This is a genomic window from Rhizobium azibense, from assembly GCF_004342325.1.
GTDB classification, from domain to species: domain Bacteria; phylum Pseudomonadota; class Alphaproteobacteria; order Rhizobiales; family Rhizobiaceae; genus Rhizobium; species Rhizobium etli_B.
Genome location: NZ_SMBJ01000001.1, coordinates 793,128 through 812,183 on the forward strand (window position 1 = coordinate 793,128; position 19,056 = coordinate 812,183).

16 protein-coding genes and 2 pseudogenes are annotated in these 19,056 nt (G+C 59.1%); 10 read left to right on the top strand and 8 right to left on the bottom strand.

Translation table 11 applies throughout. The features are described from left to right. Positions 1 to 944 precede the first annotated feature (944 nt). Entirely contained in the window at positions 945 to 1,238 is a 294-nt protein-coding gene (locus EV130_RS03815) for a hypothetical protein (RefSeq protein ID WP_165918483.1), read from the bottom strand. Between EV130_RS03815 and EV130_RS03820 the strand changes: the two genes are divergently transcribed. After that, on the top strand, positions 1,237 to 2,349 hold the full coding sequence (locus EV130_RS03820; protein ID WP_132659312.1) for an AI-2E family transporter: 1,113 nt from the start codon (positions 1,237 to 1,239) through the stop codon (positions 2,347 to 2,349). The genes EV130_RS03815 and EV130_RS03820 overlap by 2 nt on opposite strands. 13 nt (positions 2,350 to 2,362) lie before the next feature. Continuing rightward, positions 2,363 to 2,760 (top strand): annotated as a pseudogene (locus EV130_RS33170) (type II toxin-antitoxin system VapC family toxin). Positions 2,761 to 3,008: 248 nt separating this feature from the next. Here the strand turns inward: EV130_RS33170 and EV130_RS03830 are convergent. Further along, positions 3,009 to 3,851 (bottom strand): SHOCT domain-containing protein, encoded by an 843-nt coding sequence (locus tag EV130_RS03830; protein WP_132659314.1) that lies wholly within the window; start codon positions 3,849 to 3,851, stop codon positions 3,009 to 3,011. A gap of 697 nt (positions 3,852 to 4,548) precedes the next feature. On the opposite strand from EV130_RS03830, the pseudogene EV130_RS03835 reads away from it, so the two are divergent. Next, a pseudogene (locus EV130_RS03835) lies at positions 4,549 to 4,932 on the top strand (ImuA family protein); the annotation flags it as partial. Positions 4,933 to 4,962: 30 nt separating this feature from the next. Here the strand turns inward: EV130_RS03835 and EV130_RS03840 are convergent. The 5 genes from EV130_RS03840 to EV130_RS03860 all read right to left on the bottom strand — a co-directional run bounded on the left by EV130_RS03840 (position 4,963) and on the right by EV130_RS03860 (position 9,980). Continuing rightward, positions 4,963 to 5,988 (bottom strand): glycoside hydrolase family 25 protein, encoded by a 1,026-nt coding sequence (locus tag EV130_RS03840; RefSeq protein ID WP_132659316.1) that lies wholly within the window; start codon positions 5,986 to 5,988, stop codon positions 4,963 to 4,965. 157 nt (positions 5,989 to 6,145) lie between these two features. After that, entirely contained in the window at positions 6,146 to 7,324 is a 1,179-nt protein-coding gene (locus EV130_RS03845; RefSeq protein WP_074064138.1) for a M20 aminoacylase family protein, read from the bottom strand. An 84-nt stretch (positions 7,325 to 7,408) separates the two neighbouring features. Then, the gene (locus tag EV130_RS03850; RefSeq protein ID WP_074064139.1) at positions 7,409 to 8,188 is read right to left on the bottom strand and encodes an amino acid ABC transporter ATP-binding protein; all 780 of its coding nucleotides are present in this window, start codon (positions 8,186 to 8,188) and stop codon (positions 7,409 to 7,411) included. Then, positions 8,185 to 9,153 carry an amino acid ABC transporter permease gene (locus EV130_RS03855; RefSeq protein WP_074064140.1) on the bottom strand — a complete coding sequence of 323 codons (969 nt, stop codon included), beginning with the start codon at positions 9,151 to 9,153 and terminating at the stop codon, positions 8,185 to 8,187. The genes EV130_RS03850 and EV130_RS03855 overlap by 4 nt, the downstream gene beginning before the upstream one ends. Continuing rightward, a complete protein-coding gene (locus EV130_RS03860) occupies positions 9,150 to 9,980 on the bottom strand; it encodes an ABC transporter substrate-binding protein (protein ID WP_245520017.1) in 831 nt (276 codons plus the stop codon). The genes EV130_RS03855 and EV130_RS03860 overlap by 4 nt, the downstream gene beginning before the upstream one ends. Before the next feature lie 947 nt (positions 9,981 to 10,927). Here EV130_RS03860 and EV130_RS03865 point away from each other — a divergent pair. The 6 genes from EV130_RS03865 to EV130_RS03890 all read left to right on the top strand — a co-directional run bounded on the left by EV130_RS03865 (position 10,928) and on the right by EV130_RS03890 (position 16,921). Then, positions 10,928 to 12,256 (top strand): aminotransferase-like domain-containing protein, encoded by a 1,329-nt coding sequence (locus EV130_RS03865; protein ID WP_132659318.1) that lies wholly within the window; start codon positions 10,928 to 10,930, stop codon positions 12,254 to 12,256. A 139-nt stretch (positions 12,257 to 12,395) separates the two neighbouring features. After that, positions 12,396 to 12,839, top strand: coding sequence for a peptide-methionine (R)-S-oxide reductase MsrB (gene msrB, locus EV130_RS03870; protein WP_132658934.1), 444 nt, complete (start codon positions 12,396 to 12,398; stop codon positions 12,837 to 12,839). After that, positions 12,840 to 13,346: a peptide-methionine (S)-S-oxide reductase MsrA gene (msrA, locus tag EV130_RS03875; protein WP_132659320.1), complete on the top strand. Its 507-nt coding sequence runs from the start codon at positions 12,840 to 12,842 to the stop codon at positions 13,344 to 13,346. Positions 13,347 to 13,595: 249 nt separating this feature from the next. After that, positions 13,596 to 14,822, top strand: a complete 1,227-nt coding sequence (locus EV130_RS03880) for a bifunctional alpha/beta hydrolase/OsmC family protein (RefSeq protein ID WP_132659322.1) — start codon at positions 13,596 to 13,598, stop codon at positions 14,820 to 14,822. Positions 14,823 to 15,334: 512 nt separating this feature from the next. Beyond that, a complete protein-coding gene (locus EV130_RS03885) occupies positions 15,335 to 16,240 on the top strand; it encodes a PhnA-like protein (RefSeq protein WP_074064148.1) in 906 nt (301 codons plus the stop codon). A gap of 228 nt (positions 16,241 to 16,468) precedes the next feature. Beyond that, positions 16,469 to 16,921: a hypothetical protein gene (locus tag EV130_RS03890; protein ID WP_074064149.1), complete on the top strand. Its 453-nt coding sequence runs from the start codon at positions 16,469 to 16,471 to the stop codon at positions 16,919 to 16,921. 218 nt (positions 16,922 to 17,139) lie between these two features. Here the strand turns inward: EV130_RS03890 and EV130_RS03895 are convergent, their stop codons facing one another. After that, complete coding sequence (locus tag EV130_RS03895) at positions 17,140 to 18,018, bottom strand: aldo/keto reductase family oxidoreductase (RefSeq protein WP_132659324.1); 879 nt, start codon at positions 18,016 to 18,018, stop codon at positions 17,140 to 17,142. A 93-nt stretch (positions 18,019 to 18,111) separates the two neighbouring features. Between EV130_RS03895 and EV130_RS03900 the strand changes: the two genes are divergently transcribed. Next, a complete protein-coding gene (locus EV130_RS03900) occupies positions 18,112 to 19,023 on the top strand; it encodes a LysR family transcriptional regulator (RefSeq protein ID WP_132548946.1) in 912 nt (303 codons plus the stop codon). Positions 19,024 to 19,056 lie beyond the last annotated feature (33 nt).

Below are 19,056 nucleotides of genomic sequence, written 5' to 3' on the forward strand. Positions count from 1 at the left end.
ACGCATTCGTACCAAAGGGACCTCGCTAGTGGATCCGACCTTGCTGCGCTTACCTCTATTGATTTCAAAGGGTGAAGCAGTGACGGCGACGCAAAGTGGCACGTGCGCGGTGGCTTCCGACGCACCGCTTGAAGGTGTCTTGCGCTTTCTGCGCGGAAGAAAGCTTCCCGCCAAACCGTATATCTAACGTGAGGCGCGCCTATCGGCGCTTCGGTTTCTGCCTGGTTTTGCGGCATGGAAATTGATGATGAACGGCTCGTTCTGCTGGTTGCCCCATGCAAGACTTAAGTGGCGAGCTCGGGGAGATGGTGGACCGCACAGGACAAGGCTTGCGCTGGAACAGGGTGCGGGACCATTCCGCCTCCGCAGACCACCCGGTAAGCCGCGCGTCGGTTATTGTTCCCCTCGAAGGACAAATGATTTCATTGCGTTCCCGGTAGAAGAGCATAGGGTGCGTATTGTCGGCAGCCGTTGAAAAGGGCACTGCCGCTTGAGAGCGCAACGCTCCCGCCCCAAGCATTGGGGAGAAGGTCATGTCCTTTCCTGACCGTTTCGATCACAACAATAGACATTCGTCTTACGATCTTGAAAACCTTAGAATTGCATTCGACGACTGGAATGAAAAATCAAATTCTGAACTGCTGGAGGACAAGGCCACAGTCAGGCCTCGCATGGTCCCGGTCGCTGCGGCACATCGGGAATGCGCCCGATGACGATAGCGGAGGAAACACACACCGCGTTTCGGCGCACATGATTCGAGCCAAGCTGAAGGCAAGAATAGCCAAGTCCGCCCATCTGAAAGCCCTGCGATTGGACAATGAAGAGCAAATCAGATTGCGTGCCGCGGTTAAAGCGCGCACACTTCGGCAAGATGGCTGACAACCGGTGCGTCACCGACTTGACTCTTTCGCCAAACCTCATCGTTGGCTGCACTTGCTTAATAATCACTCCTTCAAATAGGCGCCGATTTCTCCTCCGCATGCCGCCGAGGACACCGATGCCGCCGTGCCCATAACCGTAGTCATAGCCTCCGAATCGACCACCAAACCCGCTATAATCGGCTGACCGCCTGAAGCGGGCTGCCCGTTGCCGCCGCTGCGAAGCAGCAGTTTGCCGTGCGATAGCGATGCGATCTGTCCCACGTGATTTCCGTCCATGACAGCGAGGTAGCTGCGAATGTCGATGAGTGTCATGCTTGCGGATGAAGTAGAATCGCAAGGAACCGGAGGAGTAGTCATGATTCCTCTAAGCAGACTGGTCGAGCAGCTTCTGGGTATCGGCGCGCTTGTGCTGCTGGCAATTGGTTGCGCTCTCGTCCTTTGGCCTTTCCTGTCGGCAATAATGTGGGCTGCGGTGATATGTTTTTCGACATGGCCCATCTACCGCCGATGTGAACGTGTTGTCGGTGGCAACCGGACGGCTGCCGCTGCAGCTATGACGGTGCTGGTGGTCTTTGTTGTGGCCGCACCGCTTGCGTTCCTCGTGACGGCGCTCGCCGACGATATAAAGAATCTGGCGGCGGGAATAACGCGCGTCCTCGAGCAAGGTCCCTCCGCGCCCCCAATCTGGGTAAGAGGCCTTCCGATTGTCGGCGAGAGTGTGGCCGCTTACTGGGAAAACTTTACGCATGACGCTCCCGCCTTTTTACTCGAGCTCAAGAAGCTGACGGGGCCTGTCACCGATATTGCTCTTGCTGGCGGTGCAGCTTTCGGCATCGGCCTAATCGAACTTGCGCTAAGTATATTCATCACTTTTTTCCTGTTCCTTCACGGCCGGCGCATGATCAGTTTCATGCGTCAAATCGGTGAGCGTATTGCCGGCACTCGCGCTAGAAGGTTGCTGACGGTCATTGGCATGACCGTGAATGGTGTCGTTTACGGAATGATCGGAACGGCCCTCGCCCAAGGCCTTTTGGCCGGTATCGGCTTCTGGATCGCCGGCGTGTCGCAATCGCTATTGCTTGGCGGTCTGACGTTTTTGCTTTCGTTTGTGCCCGCAGGGCCACCGTTCGTGTGGGGGCCGGTTGCGCTCTGGCTTCTCATGCAGGGATCGGTTTGGTGGGGGATCTTCATCGCTGCATGGGGTCTGCTTCTCGTCAGCAGTATTGACAACTTCCTCCGACCATATCTGCTCAGCCAGAACATCAATCTGCCAGTGCTGCTCGGTCTATTCGGGCTCGTTGGTGGCGTTCTAGCTTTTGGATTCATCGGGCTTTTTCTCGGACCAACCCTACTGGCGGTGGCCTATAACCTCTTTCTCGAGTGGGTCGCAGCGGAACTCGAAGAGCGTATGCAATCGGCACCGTCTTCCCTTGCGGCTGACCGCTTGGAAGCCGATACAAGGGATTGAGGGATTTTCGCTCATCGTTTCGGCTTCGCGGATTGCGGCGCGCCTGATTGTCACCGATGAGTGGGCAGATTGCTCGATTGCCCAAACTTGAAGCGGCGAGCCTCGATGGGCCTTTAATGATTAACGATACGGTGTGCGCCGAGCTGACAGTGCGATACGGTCGTTCGAAGAACTCAGGGCATTCCTCGACAAGGTTGGGCTTGAAATGACTGCAATGCCGCGAGCCGCCCTTTTCCTTGCCGGCAGGATATTTACGCAGTATCGCCGCGCCGGAGGATCAAAGAGTGGCGTATTGCCTGACTTTCTCATAGGGGCCTAGCAGCGGCTAGTCAGCTTCCGTTGCTCACCCGCGACCTTGGCCGCTACCGCACATATTTTCCGTCAGTAACGCTGATTACGCAGCACGTGTAGCCAGAAATATTTGCAGTGGCGGTGGTGCCGCGCCGTGTCTGCGTCGCTGATGTGGTCGCAACTCCGGGCTCAGATCTGTGTGCAAAGTTTGGCATTCAGACTACGAACTGCAGGCCCCCGAAACGCGGAAAAGCATTTGAATTTATTTCACCGGGGAGGGTGGGGCACTGAGTGCTTTCATTGTGATTATGCGAGCTCGATGGAAGCCATCTACTGATCTGCGTCCGGCAAGCCCTGTTCGTCGGATGCTATAGTCGGCTGAGCAACTCCGATTTCTTCACCTCGAATTCCTGATCTGTGAGAATTCCTTTTTCACGAAGTGCCGCGAGGCGTTCAATCTTTTCGAAGATGTCCTCATCGGACCGACGAGGCTCCGGCGCTGGAGGCGCCGGTTGTTGTGGCACGGCGGATTCCTGCGCGGACGATGCGAAAATCGATGGGGCAACGGCGGCGGCATATGGTCCGATAGCAGACGTGCTTGCCGGTTCCTTGCCGTCCTGATCGACCACATCCAGTTCCGAAATCTTCACGAGCCCATGCTGAGAGGTGAAGCTCAGCGTCTGGTCGCTGCTTTGCTGTTGCGAGAAGCCGCCAATGCGATGGTCTTTCGTGTCGTAGACCGTTAACCGGCCACCAACATCGATCGCCAGTCGTCTGGTTGTCGGGAAAAAGGCATAGCGCAGGTTATTCTGCGCCCCGGTCGAGGCAGGGTGCCCGAGCTCCTCGGGCCACCAGTTGCCGGCCGACAACGCCCCAGGCACGAATAGACTGACGCCGCCCTGACCTTGGTATTGGGACTGGTGCGACCTCTGCAGGTCCAGCAAATCCGTGCTGCGAACCAGGGCGGCAAGCTCGGAACAAATCCCCGCCACGTTCGCCTTCAGAGCATGGTTGAACATGTCGCCGACCATGATCATGCCGCCTTGTGACCATTGCCCCATGCCACCGAGATCAGGATGGTTGAACTGAGCCTGTGTCGCCTGCCCGGCGATAATCGCAATCAGAAGGTGCTCGACCGCGCCAAGGCTGACCCCGTACCGCTGAGCAATCCTCTCCAAGGTCCGTCGACCCTCTTCACTGAGCTGTCTCATTGTGATCGCCCTTGCCTGATCAAGAAAGCGTGCACGCCGCAAGGCCGAACCCGCAACGAAGTCAAGAAGCTCTCCACCACATTAGAACAATACGGAATTAGGTGGCAATTGTCACAAGATATCGCGCGGGTTCTACCATCCATCCTCGGCGTAGGCTCACGCGTCGATATCGACGCGCTCGAAAACTGCTTCCATAATCTTGACCTCAGATGCCGGAGCGCTACGACTGCGGGCAAAGTCACGCCATCTTCTGCAATCTCCCGACCATGCCGCGAGTACTGCGGGCGTCGAGATAACAAGCTCTGCGACCCGTCGCAACAAGTCGATGGATGCGGTCGCATCGTCAAAACAGACCTAGGTCGACAGTCCCGGCACTATTCGGCGTCGGGTTCAACCATGACTCATGGCCTGAGACGTCCACCTTGGCCGGTCCAGACTTTGCCCGAGACCACTCACTCAAATTTGCGCCGCCGCAGGATTCTTTTCTTATCGATGAGATTTTCTACCGCTGTCGTCGACGAGTTCCCTGTACCGCATTGTTTTCACTAAGGGATCACACGGTTTCGTGCTGTGGAGGACGCTTGAGCTGAGATGCCATCCGAAACATGCCGATTGACTCGCTTTTCGCGCGGAAACAAAAGAGGAACATTCTCGCTTTTAAACGAGATGGAAACCTGCTTCTGAACGAAGGCCACAGATGGCGCAGCCGCGCGCGAACATTACCCTCTACGAGCTTCGAGACCGTATCCAGCATCTCGAAGGAACGGCTAGCCGCCGCAAGGTCGTCCTGCCGTTCGGGGTCGCCGAAATCGATGGACGCCTTCCGGGCGGTGGCCTTTCATACGGAGCGTTGCATGAGGTCGCCGGCGGCGGGACTGGGACTGTCGATGGCGCGGCGGCAGCGCTGTTTGCGGCGGGAATCGCCGCCCGCACAAAGGGTAAAATCCTGTGGTGCCTGACAAGGCCCGACCTGTTTTTTCCGGCCATATCTCAGGCGGGGCTACATGCCGACCGGATGATCTTCTGCGAGGCTGACCGGGAAGAGGATGTGTTGGCTTCAATGGAAGAAGGCCTCGGTTTTCACGCGGTCTCCAGCTGGCAACGCCCGGCGCTACCGTGACGCCACCCAGTCGTGCCAATCGTCTTCATCACCATGGAAGACGTTGAGGTCGATCCGGCCATCGACGCCGTGCGAGAGACCGGAACCAGAATACTGCCAGAAGACCCACTTGCGCTTTGGGTACACCTTGGAGGGATGGGCGGCGACCGAGCGCAGCCAAAAGGGATAATCGAGAAATGCGCCCTTCAGGTTGTCGCGGTAGAAGTCTGGAGCCGTGTAGATGATTGGACGCTGGCCATAGTGTCGCTCGAGCTTGTCCATGAAGACTTGCATTTTTTCCAGCACCCGTTCGCGCGAAGGCCGCCGCTTGCAGCTCGATTCACCGTTCCACTCGACGTCGATAACCGGCGGAAGAGCACCTGCTTCCTTCGGAACATTGCGGATGAACCAGTCCGCCTGCTCGCCGGCCGTCCGGCACCAGTAGAAGAAATGGTAGGCGCCGCGCTTCAAGCCAGCCTCCTTGGCCCTGCGCCAGTTCTTCCTGAACATCGGGTCGAGATGGTCGCCCCCGTCGGTCGCCTTGATATAGGCGAAGTTCGCACCTTGCCGCCTCAACCGTTCCCAATCGATCTCTGCCTGCCATCGCGACACGTCGACGCCGTGTACGGCAAGTTTTCTCGGTGAAATGGACCCGAAATTGATCGGCTTGGCGTCGCGAAAACCGTAGCTGTAAATCTGCGAGCGCGTCTGCGGAGCCCTTGTCTGAGGCTTGTCCGGCGCCAGCATGGCAATGGGCCGTTCTGACGGGATGGGCGCGCCAACGGTTCTTGAAGCTGGTGCGAACGCCTGCGGCTGCGGCACCGATCCTGTCCAGGCCAAGGTCTGCGGCGGTGGGTTGTCCTGCCGGCCAAGGTCGCCCACATTGGCGGCAGGGACGGGCACGGCTGATTGGGCAACCGAGCCCGTCGTCTCCTCAGATGGCAGCCCGGCCTGAACGGTCCCAGGACGAGAATTGGCAGCGCAACCGGACAATGTCAGGCAGGCAAGAAAGATTGCAGTCACATTCGATAGACGCATAAGAACCCGTACGCAAAACAACTGCCGCCGACGCCATCCCATGCCGCCGGGACCGGCTGACGTTGATGGCTAATGGAAAATTACCAAAAAAGACTGAATACAATCTTTATTGCCAAGGTTAACGGCGCGCCGATGCTTGCGATTGTGTCGGGTAAATCTAGTCCAAGAATTTCTCTGTCAGCCGCGCCCACATGGCGGCACCAACAGTCAGGTTCTCGTCTGCAAAGTTGAATTTCGAGCTATGCAGGATCTCAGAGTTCAGACCGTTGCCAAGGCGCAGGAAGCAACCCGGCTTGTGTTCGAGAAAATGGGAAAAATCCTCGCTTCCCGGGATCAGTGGGCACGCTAAGACCTGGTCCGGGCCAACGAGTTCCTCCGCAATACGGCGGGCAAATTCGGTTTCCTTCTCGGAGTTGATGACGACTGGGTGGCCGCGGCCATAGTCGATCTCGGCCCTGGCGCCATAGCCTTCCGCGACACTCGCTGCCAGGTTACGGATTCTCGCCTCCAGAATGTCCCTGATCGCCGGTTCGAAGGACCGGACGCTGAGCAGAAGGGTTGCGATGTCGGGAATGACATTCGAGGCCTCACCGGCATGGATGGAGCCGACGGTGACGACTGCGGTTTGTGTCGGATCGATGCTGCGCGAAACGACCGACTGCAGTGAGACGACGAGATTGCATGCAATGAGCACCGGGTCCACCGTCAGATGCGGCCTGGAGGCGTGGCCACCCTTTCCCTTGATGGTGATTTTTACCGTGTCGGCAGCTGCCATCAATGGACCGGAACGCAAAAGCCAGGTGCCTTCGGGCGCGCCGGGATGATTGTGCAACCCGAAAATCGCATCGCATGGAAAGCGTTCAAACAATCCGTCAGCGATCATCGCCTCAGCACCGCTTGCGCTGCCTGCTTCCTCGGCGGGCTGGAAGATCAGGTTGACCGTCCCGTCAAAACGGCGGGTGCGCGCCAGATACTCCGCAGCCCCAAGCAGCATCGTCGTGTGACCGTCGTGACCGCATGCATGCATCTTGCCGGCAGCCCGGCTGGCGTAAGGCAGGCTCGTTTCTTCCTGGATTGGAAGAGCATCCATGTCGGCGCGGATCGCAATACTGCGCGGACTGCTGCCCATCTGAAGACGAGCGACGACACCGTGGCCGCCGACATTTCGGAAAACTTCGTAGCCCCAGGAGCCCAGTTTATCAGCGACGAAGCGTGCAGTCTCGACCTCTTCGAATGATAGTTCCGGATTGGCGTGAAGATGCCGGCGGGTCGCTACAAGCTCTTCCTTGAGCGGCTCGAAGTCGCAGATGCGGGCAAAGCCCTTGTCGCGTGTCATCAATTGGTTCCAATAGCTAGAATGAACAGTATCGTCCGTCGCGGTTTGGCGGCGCGACGGAGTGCGCAGCGTAAAGATTGCCGGCTAGATGAAGCGCGCGAGAAAACTTCTCGTGCGTTGATGCTGCGGATTGCCGAGGACCTCTTCGGGCTTACCGTGTTCGACGACTTTGCCGCCATCCATGAAAATGACGCGGTCGGCCGCTTCGCGCGCAAAGCCAATCTCGTGAGTGACGACGATCATGGTCAGTCCCTGGCTTGCCAGGTCCCGCATGGTTGCAAGAACCTCGCCGACGAGCTCGGGATCGAGTGCGGAGGTTGGCTCGTCGAACAGCATCAGCTTCGGCTTGATCGCCAGAGCACGTGCAATCGCCACGCGCTGCTGCTGGCCGCCGGAAAGCTGGCGCGGGTAACTGTCGGCTTTTTCCGAGAGGCCGACGCGCTCCAGAAGCATCAGCGCATTTTCCATTGCGGCCTTGCGGCTTTCGCCGTGGATGCCAACCGGCGCTTCGATAATGTTTTCGAGTGCGGTCATGTGTGGATAGAGATTGAACTGCTGGAAAACCATGCCGATCTTGCGCCTTTGCGCAGCGATAGCATTTTTGGAGAGCTTCTCAAGCCGGTCCTTTCGCAATCGATAGCCGATCTGTTCTCCATCGACCATGATTGAGCCCTGATTGATGGACTCGAGATGATTGATGCAGCGCAGGAAGGTCGATTTGCCCGAGCCGGAAGGCCCGAGGATAACCACGACCTCGCCAGGGGCGACGTCAAGGTCGATGCCCTTTAAGACTTCAAACTGGTCGTAGGACTTGTGAACATTGCGTGCGTGAACGAGAGGTCCGACAGTTGCAAGGGCGTTCAATGGCTCGCCTCCTGTGCGATGACGGGTGAGGGGCTATCCGATACGATCGGCGTGCCTGCCTGTCCGGCAGGCTTCGGTGCGCTGGAGGAGCGTCTGTCGCCTCTGCTGTAGTAGCGTTCGATATAGCCTTGGCCGATGTTGAGGATCGAGGTGATCAGCAGGTACCAGACCACCGCGACGAGCAGCATCGGAATGATCTCGAAGGTGCGGTTATAGATCGACTGGACCGAATAGAGCAGGTCGGCCATGGCGATCACGCTGACGAGAGAGGTCGCCTTGATCATGCTGATGAGTTGGTTGCCGGTTGGCGGAACGATGGAGCGCATCGCTTGCGGTATGATGATCCTGCGCAGCGCGCGTGCCCGCGTCATGCCAAAGGCTTCCGCCGTTTCCGCCTGGCCCCTATCGACCGACAGAAGGCCGCCGCGGATGATCTCGGCCATGTAGGCCGCCTCGTTGAGCGCCAGGCCGACGATTGCTGCCGTCATCGGCGTGATGACAGAATTGGTGTCCCAACTGGCCAATGTCGGTCCGAAGGGCACGGTGATTGAAATTGATGGAAAGAGCGTCGACAGATTGTACCAGAATATAAGCTGCACCAGGAGCGGCGTGCCGCGGAAGAACCAGATGTAGAGACCGGCAAGAGAATGGGCGAGCCGGTCGCTCGACAACCGTGCAATGGCAAGCAGCAGACCAAGTGCTATGCCGATCAGCATGGCAACAACAGTCAGTCCCAGCGAGACGTAGAGGCCGCTGATGACCGTCGGGTCAAAGAAATATTGTGCGACGACCGGCCAGCCGAAATTCTCGTTGTTTGCGACGATCCAGGCAAAATTGGCCGCGATGCCCACTGTCAGGGCCCAAAGGACGAGGCGATCGGTGCGAAACGGCTTATGCGCGTTGACGACGTCGCGGGGATCGGCACCGCCCGAAGGCGATGCGGATTTATGGTCGCTTGCACTCATTTTGGCAACATCCCGCCGAGATTGATGCCCGGCTCTTTAATCATGTTGTTCTCAAGACCCCATTTCTTCATGATCGCCGCATAGGTGCCGTTCTCCATCAGAATTTTCATGCCATCGCGCAGCACGGGGCCGAGGGGCGATCCCTTCGGCACGACGGCGCCTTGATAGAGATCTTCAAAGCCGTTCTTCTGGCCGACGCCGGTGAGCTCGAGCTGACCATTGGACTGCGACACGAAATAGGTGAGGGGCGCCTGAGAGGAGAAGAACGCGTCCGAGCGCTTGGACCTGACGGCGAGGATCGAGCTCGGCTGGTCGGTAAAGGATTGCACCTCGATCGCGTCCTTGCCGTCGGACTTGCACTTTTCGGCCTGGACCTTGATGACCTTTTCAGCCGATCCGCCAGCCATGACTGCGATGCGCTGTCCGCAAGCGGTGTCGAGCGAGGTTATCCCGTTCGGATTGCCCTTGTGCACAGCAAAGACGACGAATTCCTGCACCCAGTCGACGAAGTCATTGGCCTCTTCGCGGCTCTTGAAGTCGCCGACAGGACCGAAGGCGAATTGATAGCGGCCGGAATTGACGCCGGCGAGGAGTGCCGGCAGACCACCCACCGTTGCGTGCTCGATCGTAACGCCGAGCACTTGGCCGAGCGCGTCCGTAAGGTCGGCGCTCGCTCCTTCCATCTTCGTTCCGGTGACGATCTCGTAGGGGGGAAAGGAGCCGTTGTTGACCGAGATGATCTTGCCGGCGGTCTTGATCTCCTCGGGTAGCTTTGCCCGCAGTTCCTCGTTGACGTTGAGCTTCGGAAGGTCCGCATCATCGGCCATTCCGCTTTCGTCCCAGTCCGGCGGCAGATCTGCCGAGACCTTCAAAAGCTCATCGAGCATCCACGGCGTGGTGTCGGCATATTTGCGGCGCTTCGTGGTCCAGACGCGCTTGGATTCATCGATCAAGCTGCTGAGTTCTTCGAGGAGCCATGGGTGTTGCGCCGCTACCGTCGACTTGACGCCGATGAGATGCATTCCCGGTACATAGCCGACGTCCTCGAAATACCGGCGCTCGGCATGGCGAAAATCTGCAAGCACCTGGCGGAACGGCGAATCTTTATCGAAAAATCCCTCGGGCATGAAGGGTGTGAAAACCGCATCCAGCCCACCGTCTTTCAGGAGTTCGACCATCGGCCGCTCTCCAGGTGCTGCCTCGATGCGTCCCGGGCGACCAAAGCCATCGAGACGATCGGTGATGGGGTGGGCTTCCGTCAACCGACCGGCAAACCACATCGCATCCTCGACGCCGACACCTTCACGTCGCAAGGCTGCGCGCGTCCAGGTGTTTCCAGAATCGCGCCATCCCGTCACACCGATCCGCTTTCCGGCAAGCTGGCGCAGTTGCGTGATCGGGCTCTCTTTCGTCGTGATGATGCAGCGATGGCGAAAGCCGCGCATGATGAAGTTCGGGATGCCGATCACAGTCTCGTCGCCGTCGGCGCGAAGCTGGGCATATCGGCTGAAGGACATTTCCGCCGCGTCGGGAGCGTCGTCCTTTCCGATATGGGAGATGAGCGTGCCAACCCTTTCGATCTGCACGTCGAGACGGGGTGAAGAGACCTCCCCCAACACCAGCGGGGTCATGTAGTCCCAGTCGCGCAGGGCCAGCCTTATCGTTACAGTCATGCATTTCGCTCTCAAAAAAGACATTTCCGCTCGTAATTAAATGTTCAGTTTGCTGCGATCAAATGTTATTACGTTATTGAACATTTAATCGTGGTGCAAATATGAGCGAAACACGAAATGCCGATTGGTTTGCCGAAAAATTAAGCGATACCTCCATTCGCGGAATTGCGTTGGAAACCAGCGCCTTAATCCGTGCAGGCGCGCTTCCCGTCGGAACCAAGCTGCCTGCGATCCGCGACCTTGCCTTCGCGCTTGGCGTCAGCCCAGCGACGATTTCTGAGGCCTGGAGCGAACTGCGCCGCCAGAAGATCATCAGCGGGCGGGGCCGCAACGGCACCTGGATCAGCGGCGATCGGTTCGTTGCGAAGCCAGAGAGGCTTGCGAGCTCCGGCAACTACGGCGAGGGTGTGCTCGACCTTACGGCGGCGGTCCCCGATGTAGGCCTGCTACCGCCCCTAGCAGACGCTCTGACATACGGCGCCTCGGCGGAAAGCCTCAACAGCTACGAACGCAGCCATATACTGCCGGAGCTCGAAGCGGCCGTGCGGCGCGACTGGCCCTACGAGCCGGAGGCCTTCCTTGCAACAAACGGCGGCTACAACGCCGTCTATACGCTGTTGCATGCATTGGTGATGCCTGGCGCTTCAGTCGCAATCGAAAATCCGACGGCCATGCGCCTTCTCGACATCCTGGAGGATCTGGGTGTGCGTATCCTGCCAGTTCAGTGCGACAAGCACGGTCCCCTGCCGTCGGCGCTCGAAGCGGCCATGAAATATCGCCCTGTAGCATTTCTGTTTCAGCCGCGGCTTCACTCCGTGACCGGCCAAAGCGTCAGCAAGGCACGCCTGGAAGCTCTGGGAAATGTTTTGGCGGGGAGCGATACGCTGATCATCGAAGATGATGGCGTGGCCGATATTTCCGTCGCAACCAAGCATTCCTTGGGAGGGCGCTATCCTGACCGCGTCATACACATCCTTTCCTATTCGAAGACGCTGGGTCCGGACCTGCGTCTTGCCGTGCTGTCGAGTTCCCGGGCGATCGTCGAGCAGATTCAATCCTATCGGAGTTTCAGCGCCGGCTGGACCAGCCGGATTCTGCAATCGGCAGCGGCGTGGCTGCTACGCGATCCTAGAACCGACGAAATTCTTGCCCGCGCACGCAATATCTATCAGCAGCGCCACGATGAACTGACGAATGCGCTGCGCGAGCGCCACGTCGAGTTGGACGACGGAGAAGGCCTCTGCGCCTGGGTTCCGGTTTCGTCGGAGCCCTTTGCGATGGTCACCTTGGCGGCGAGAGGGATCGCAGTGCACCCCGGCGCTAAGTTCTCGATCCTGCCCAGCAATCATATCAGGGTCGCAACGGGCAATCTTTCTGATCGGTGCAGCGAGGTCGCAGACGCCATCGCGCTGGCCTGCACGACAGGCTGATCCTTAAATTCTCGCGCCGAAATGTATCAACGGGGCGTAAAAAACCGGCGCATCGCGCGGCTGTGGAATCTATGCCCACTTGATATTGAAAATCCCCCTTGGGCCTCGCCATATTCTGATCCAGAACGGAGACAGGGCAATGACCTATACAAAGACCGACGAAGCGGTCAGCAGGCTCACACCCGAACAGTATCGGGTGACCCAGCAGAACGGCACCGAACGCCCCTTCACCGGGGAATATAATGACAACAAAAGGCCAGGCATCTATGTCGACATCGTCTCCGGCGAACCGCTGTTTGCCTCGGCCGACAAGTTCGATTCCGGCTGCGGCTGGCCGAGCTTCACTAAGCCGATCGTAGCGGCAAATGTCAACGAGTTGCGGGATGACTCGCATGGTATGATCCGCACCGAGGTGCGTTCGATACATGGCGACAGTCACCTCGGCCATGTGTTTCCCGACGGCCCCGAGGATCGCGGTGGCCTGCGTTACTGCATCAATTCCGCCGCCCTGCGCTTCATTGCGCGCGACGAAATGGAGGCAGCGGGCTATGGTGCATATCTCAACCAGGTGGAGGATATCTAAATGACCGAGAGAGCTGTTTTGGCTGGTGGTTGCTTCTGGGGCATGCAGGACTTGATCCGCAAGCTTCCCGGGGTCATTCAGACCCGCGTGGGCTATACCGGCGGCGATGTGCCGAACGCGACCTACCGAAATCACGGTACCCACGCCGAAGGCATCGAGATCATCTTCGATCCCGAGGCGATCAGCTACAGGCGGATTCTGGAGTTTTTCTTTCAGATCCATGATCCGACGACAAGAAACCGGCAGGGCAACGATGTCGGCGCCTCGTATCGGTCGGCGATCTACTACGCTGACGACGAGCAGAAGCGGATAGCCGAGGACACCATCGCAGACGTCGAGGCTTCAGGCCTGTGGCCGGGCAAGGTTGTCACCGAAGTGGAGCCTGTCGGAGACTTCTGGCAGGCGGAGCCGGAGCACCAGGATTACCTGCAGCACTATCCAAATGGCTACACCTGCCATTTCCCGCGCCCCAACTGGGTGCTGCCGGTGCGCGCGGCGGCCGAATAGGCGACCGTCTGTCGCCTGGACGCACAGATTGGCGGTCATTCGAAATCCTGAAGAATCCGGCCGATCCGCCGGCGCATAGCAGGAACTTTTTTGTGCAATCTGGACGCCGCTACCAAGGTGCGCCGGCAGTGCCGGCGCGGCGCTGACACAAACATCCAGGCTAAGATGGGGCTCTGAGCGAACATCGAGGTAGTCGGTCTCCATCGCTAATGTAAAATGCTCATTTTCCCACAGCGACGGAGCAATCCTATGGCCTTCAACACGCAACGGCTTCAATTTGTCGGTCATTCTGGCGCCACTTTAGCTGCCCGCCTCGACATGCCGAACGGGCCATTACGCGCTTACGCACTTTTTGCGCATTGCTTCACCTGCTCCAAGGATTTGGCCGCAGCTCGCCGCATCGCAGCGGAGCTTGCGCGCGAAGGAATCGCTGTCATGCGTTTTGATTTCACCGGTTTGGGATCGAGCGAAGGCGAATTTGCCTCGACAAATTTCTCCTCCAATGTTGCCGACTTGCTTGCGGCGGCCGACTATCTCCGAAAGCACTATCGGGCACCGTCTGTGCTGATTGGCCACTCGCTCGGTGGCGCAGCGGTGCTGGCCGTCGCCAGGAACATACCTGAAGTGCGCGCCGTTGCCACGATCGGTGCGCCAGCCGATGTTGGTCACGTGTTGAAGAATCTCGGGACGAGCCTCGAGGCAATCGAAAAAAGTGGTGCGGCCGAAGTCGATCTCGCCGGGCGAAAGTTCCTTCTCAAAAAGCAATTTGTCGAGGATGCGCGAGCACACCGTCTCAAGGATGCGGTTGCGAGTCTGAAAAAGCCGCTCCTCATCCTTCACGCGCCGCTGGATGGGACGGTCGGAATAGAAAACGCCAACGAAATCTTCCTTTCGGCCAGACATCCCAAGAGCTTCATCTCACTGGACACGGCCGATCACCTGCTCACCGACCCTGAGGACGCAACCTTCGCCGGACGAGTTATATCGGGATGGCTGACGCGTTATCTTGCTGCCGACACGCCGCAGGGCACCGGCGTAATCGAAGATGTCCGCGTGACGGAAACGGGCGAAGGCAAGTTTCAGAATTCGGTTCAGGCGGGCAGCCACCGGCTTTTCGCAGATGAACCGGAAAGTCTGGGTGGGCTCGATTCCGGGCCGTCGCCCTATGATTTCCTGTCGATGGCACTTGGCGCCTGCACCTCGATGACGCTGCGCATCTATGCCGATCACAAAAAGCTACCGCTCGGGCGCATCGGCGTTGACGTCTCGCATGCCAAGATTCATGTCAACGACTGCGCGGACTGCACCGAAGCGGAACGCAGCGGTAGCGGCAGGATTGATCGTTTCGAGCGCGTCATTTCCATCGAAGGCGAGGTCTCCGAGAAGCTTCGCGGCAAGATTGCTGAAATTGCCGACAAATGCCCGGTCCATCGCACACTCGAAGCCATGGCGACGATAAGAACCATCGTGAAATAAAGAAGATCGGCGAGCCCCCGACGAACCTGTCGTCGTCATCGACGGCGGCACCAGCGTGCTCGGCTTTTCGACAACCAGAGGACAATGTTTGGAGGTTGCAGATCGGTTGCTCTGCGCCAAGCTGTTGTCGAATTCCGGGCGAAGGTCGAGCTGGAGATAACTGGTCTTCGAAATCCCTGCTCCATCGACAAGTTTCATCCGCGCCTTCTCAAGGCCGTGTTGGACAAGCGGTCGAACGGAAAGATCGTTCTGAGGGCAAGTGTCATGACGGTGGTGCTTAAAGACGGCACCGTGCGCATTCGGGCGAACAAGACAGAGCGGTCTCCGCCGGTTCTTTTTGTTGGAGAGGGTTGAAGGAAGCACCGGTGCGGTTCGAACCTATCGGATGCTGCAAGCAAAGGACGCGGGATTGGCATCCACTCTTTTCCAATGACGTTCAGCCAACTGGAACAATGGGCACATCTGAGAGTTTGATTGCCACTTCACGAACTCGTGAAAAAAGGAAGACTCCTATGACCGAACCCGCTTCTTCCGTGGCGCACATTCATACGCGCGACGATAACCCCTATCTCAACGCAGCCGTCAACAAGGTCTCCTGGGGCGCCGTGTTCGCCGGCGTCGTAGTGGCACTTGTGGTTCAGCTCCTGCTCAACCTCCTGGGTGCCGGTCTCGGCGCTGCCGTCATCGATCCGGATTCGAGCGATAATCCCAGTGCGACAACGCTCTCGGTCAGTACGGCAATCTGGTTCGTGGTCAGCGGCCTGATCGCCTCCTTCGCCGGCGGCTACATTGCCAGCCGGTTGTCCGGACGCCCGCTCCGTTCAACGGGATCTCTCCATGGCGTCACGTCGTGGGCTGTCACGACGCTGGTCGTCGTCTATCTTTTGACCACATCGGTGGGTGCGCTCGTCGGTGGCGTCTTCTCTGGTTTGGGCGGCATCGTCTCCAGTGCCGGATCCACAGTGGCCACGGCCGCCACGACAGCAGCTCCTGCACTTGCGAGGGCCACCGATCCAATGGCCGGCGTCGAGCAGAGCATCCGAGAGGCAAGTGGCGGCAACGATCCAGCAGCGCTTCGCGATGCCGCAGTCGCCTCCGTGCGCGCAGTTCTGACGGGCGACCAAGCCAAAGCAGAAGAAGCACGCAATCGCGCTGCCGACGCCATCGCCCGAGCTCAGAACATTCCTGTCGACCAGGCCAAGCAGCAGGTCGCTCAGTACGAGCAGCAGTACAAGGACGCCGTTGCTGAGGCGAAGCAGCAGGCGACCGAGGCCGCTGAAACCGCAGCGACAGCGTTCTCGGCGGGAGCGATCCTGGCATTCATCGCACTAGCCCTAGGTGCTATTGCGGCTTGGATCGGCGGCGCCGTCGGCACGACACACGTTCTGCGGGACGAAGACGTCTACGTGACGCGTTGAACATTAGCCCCGTAGCCAGACCTCGGGCGGTCCATTTGAAAGCGCCATCTTAAGTGGGCCAATAGACGCTCATGGGCCGGGGACCTGCACGCTCCTATTGCCTTTGCATACGTGGTCTTGCCTGGGAGCTAAGGATCACCTTGAGCGCTCTGCCGGCCCGGTTCTGCGAGTTCGGGAGTGCGGAACTGTTGGGTGCCGCGATCGTTGTTCTCAGTCATGGAGGACGCAATGTCGAACATTTCGAAGACAGGTACCGACGAGATCAACACTGCAATCAGCCCGACCACGTTTGGTCGCTCGGTCGAAAGCCAGGCGCAAATTGCTGACGCGGCCGCGCAGAGCGCGCCCGGCAGCGCAGACGAGCCACTCAACATCTACCGTCTCGAGCCGATCGCCGCGCCAAATGATCCAAGATGGGCCAACTCTCCAGGACATGGAGTTGTCGTAGTGGCGGCGAGGACGCCAGGCGATGCACGGATCATGGCGGCCAGTCGAGAGCTGGACTTCATGGAGGTCGATGCAGCGCCCGCAGAAGACGTGACGACAGCGAATGCGAGCGCTTTTCGGGACGACAAGCTTTACACCGTAATCGAGATCGACCGTGATCGTACCGACGTCGCGCGCGGCATCCTTGATGGCGACGTCTCGGTCGATACGATCCGGCCAGTGGAGCCGGACTGACGCGCTCCTTCCTCACTGACATATGGTGATTACTTCAATTACCTCCCGTGTCGACGGCGTGACGGCGTGAGGTCGGCGGTGTTGCCTCGAACGCAATTCGGTGAGCGCATGAGATCAGTTTTGAAATGGAAACGGCCGTTTTCCGATTGCGCTGTCAGCTTTCTACCCGATTGCCGTCGGCTGCACCGCGCTTGCGAAACAAGTCAATCGCCGGCTCTTCAGAAAGAACTGGGTGCAATGCCGTTGAGTGCATCAAGCGCATCATTCGGCAGATCGAGTTCCGCCACCGCGAGGTTCTCTCGCAGATGCGCAACCGAAGAGGTACCAGGAATCAGTAGGAGGTTCGGTGCCCGACGAAGAAGCCAGGCCAGAGCCACCTGCAATGGCGTGGCGCCGAGGCGTTGAGCGGCGTCGGACAAGATAGACGACTGCAGCCGATTGAACCCGCCGAGCGGAAAAAACGGCACATAGGCGATGCCGTCGCCGGCAAGATTGTCAATCAGCGCCTCGTCCCTCCGATGCGCTAGATTGTATTGGTTCTGCACGCAAACGACTTTGGCGATCCGGCGCCCTTCTACGACTTGACTGACGGTGACGTTGCTAAGTCCTATATGTCGCACCAGGCCCTGCCGCTGGAGTTCTGCCAAGGCGCTGAGCGGCGCCTCGATTGATCCCTCGGCCGGGCCATGGGGATCGAACATGATTCGAAGGTTGACGACATCCAGCGTGTCGAGCCCGAGGTTTCGCAAATTGTCATGCACGGCCTGGGTCAGTTCTTGCGGCGACAGGGCCGGGAGCCATGATCCATTCTCGCCGCGCCGAGCGCCGATCTTGGTGACGATGACGAGATCGTCGCCATAGGGCGCGAGTGCTTCGCGGATCAGCTGGTTGGTCACGTGTGGACCGTAAAAGTCGCTGGTATCGATGTGATTGACCCCGCGCTCGACCGCCTCGCGCAACACGGCCAATGCCGCGTCACGATTTTTGGGCGGACCGAACACGCCAGGCCCTGCAAGTTGCATGGCGCCATAGCCGATGCGCCGCACGGTGCGGTCGCCGAGGACGTAGGTTTCGGATTGGTTTTCGGTACTGGTCATGTTTCTTCCCCTTTCTGACAGGGCTTAGATAGTCGTTGGTCATCCGTGCGATAACCGGATACAATCCGCACAGGCTGTACGGAGAGGCGAACAGTGAGTGTCGATCTAGGCGATCTGAGTGCTTTCGTGGCGGTGGCGCGCGCCAAGGGCTTTCGCGACGCAGCGCGCGCAGGCAAAGCAAGCGCGTCGGGCTTGAGCGAGGCGGTCCGCCGCCTTGAGGCGCGGCTCGGCGTCAGGCTGCTCAACCGAACGACACGCAGCGTCGTGTTGACCGAAGCTGGTCATGGCCTGCTGGAGCGGCTCGGCCCGGCGCTGAGCGAGGTGGAGTCTGCTCTCGACGTCGTGAACGGCTTTCGCGAGCGGCCTGCGGGTTCGTTGCGCCTGAACGTGCCGGTCAGCGCGGCGCGGCTGGTGCTGCCCAACATCGTTCCGCCATTTCTTGCAGCCTATCCTGGGATCCGGCTGGAGGTGATCGCCGAGGAAAGCTTCGTCGACGTATTGGCGGCCGGATGCGATGCCGGTATCCGCTACGAGGAGCGGCTGGAGCAGGATATGATCGCGGTGCCGATCGGACCTCGTGTCCAGCGGTTCGCCACCGCTGCTTCTCCGGCTTATCTTGATCGCCATGGGCGCCCCGATCATCCTGTCGACCTGCTGCGCCATGCCTGTCTACGCGGTCGCTTTCCGAGCGGTGCGATGATGACGCCGTGGGAGTTCGAACGCGAAGGCGAGGTCGTGCGGGTCGATCCGGAAGGTCCTTTGACGGTAGGGATTGGCGGAGCCGTCGATCTTGCCGTTGATGCGGCGATAGCCGGCGTCGGCATTGTGGGGCTGTTCGAGGACTGGCTCAGGCCCTATTTCAGTAGCGGCGCCCTCGAACCGATCCTCGAACCCTGGTGGCAGGCCTTCACTGGGCCGTTTCTCTATTATTCCGGACGGCGCCTCGTGCCCGCGCCGCTGCGTGCATTCATCGATTTCATCAGGGCATCGGCTGACCAGCGCTGACCTTTGACGCCATCTTACGAGATTGCCGGCTGA

Bases quoted from the DNA above. Each gene is read 5' to 3' on its own strand.
- EV130_RS03820 (WP_132659312.1), top strand. From the start codon at position 1,237: ATGATTCCTCTAAGCAGACTGGTCGAGCAGCTTCTGGGTATCGGCGCG.
- EV130_RS03815 (WP_165918483.1), bottom strand. From the start codon at position 1,238: ATGACTACTCCTCCGGTTCCTTGCGATTCTACTTCATCCGCAAGCATG.
- EV130_RS03830 (WP_132659314.1), bottom strand. From the start codon at position 3,851: ATGAGACAGCTCAGTGAAGAGGGTCGACGGACCTTGGAGAGGATTGCT.
- EV130_RS03840 (WP_132659316.1), bottom strand. From the start codon at position 5,988: ATGCGTCTATCGAATGTGACTGCAATCTTTCTTGCCTGCCTGACATTG.
- EV130_RS03845 (WP_074064138.1), bottom strand. From the start codon at position 7,324: ATGACACGCGACAAGGGCTTTGCCCGCATCTGCGACTTCGAGCCGCTC.
- EV130_RS03855 (WP_074064140.1), bottom strand. From the start codon at position 9,153: ATGAGTGCAAGCGACCATAAATCCGCATCGCCTTCGGGCGGTGCCGAT.
- EV130_RS03860 (WP_245520017.1), bottom strand. From the start codon at position 9,980: ATGGCCGATGATGCGGACCTTCCGAAGCTCAACGTCAACGAGGAACTG.
- EV130_RS03865 (WP_132659318.1), top strand. From the start codon at position 10,928: ATGAGCGAAACACGAAATGCCGATTGGTTTGCCGAAAAATTAAGCGAT.
- msrB (WP_132658934.1), top strand. From the start codon at position 12,396: ATGACCTATACAAAGACCGACGAAGCGGTCAGCAGGCTCACACCCGAA.
- msrA (WP_132659320.1), top strand. From the start codon at position 12,840: ATGACCGAGAGAGCTGTTTTGGCTGGTGGTTGCTTCTGGGGCATGCAG.
- EV130_RS03880 (WP_132659322.1), top strand. From the start codon at position 13,596: ATGGCCTTCAACACGCAACGGCTTCAATTTGTCGGTCATTCTGGCGCC.
- EV130_RS03885 (WP_074064148.1), top strand. From the start codon at position 15,335: ATGACCGAACCCGCTTCTTCCGTGGCGCACATTCATACGCGCGACGAT.
- EV130_RS03890 (WP_074064149.1), top strand. From the start codon at position 16,469: ATGTCGAACATTTCGAAGACAGGTACCGACGAGATCAACACTGCAATC.
- EV130_RS03895 (WP_132659324.1), bottom strand. From the start codon at position 18,018: ATGACCAGTACCGAAAACCAATCCGAAACCTACGTCCTCGGCGACCGC.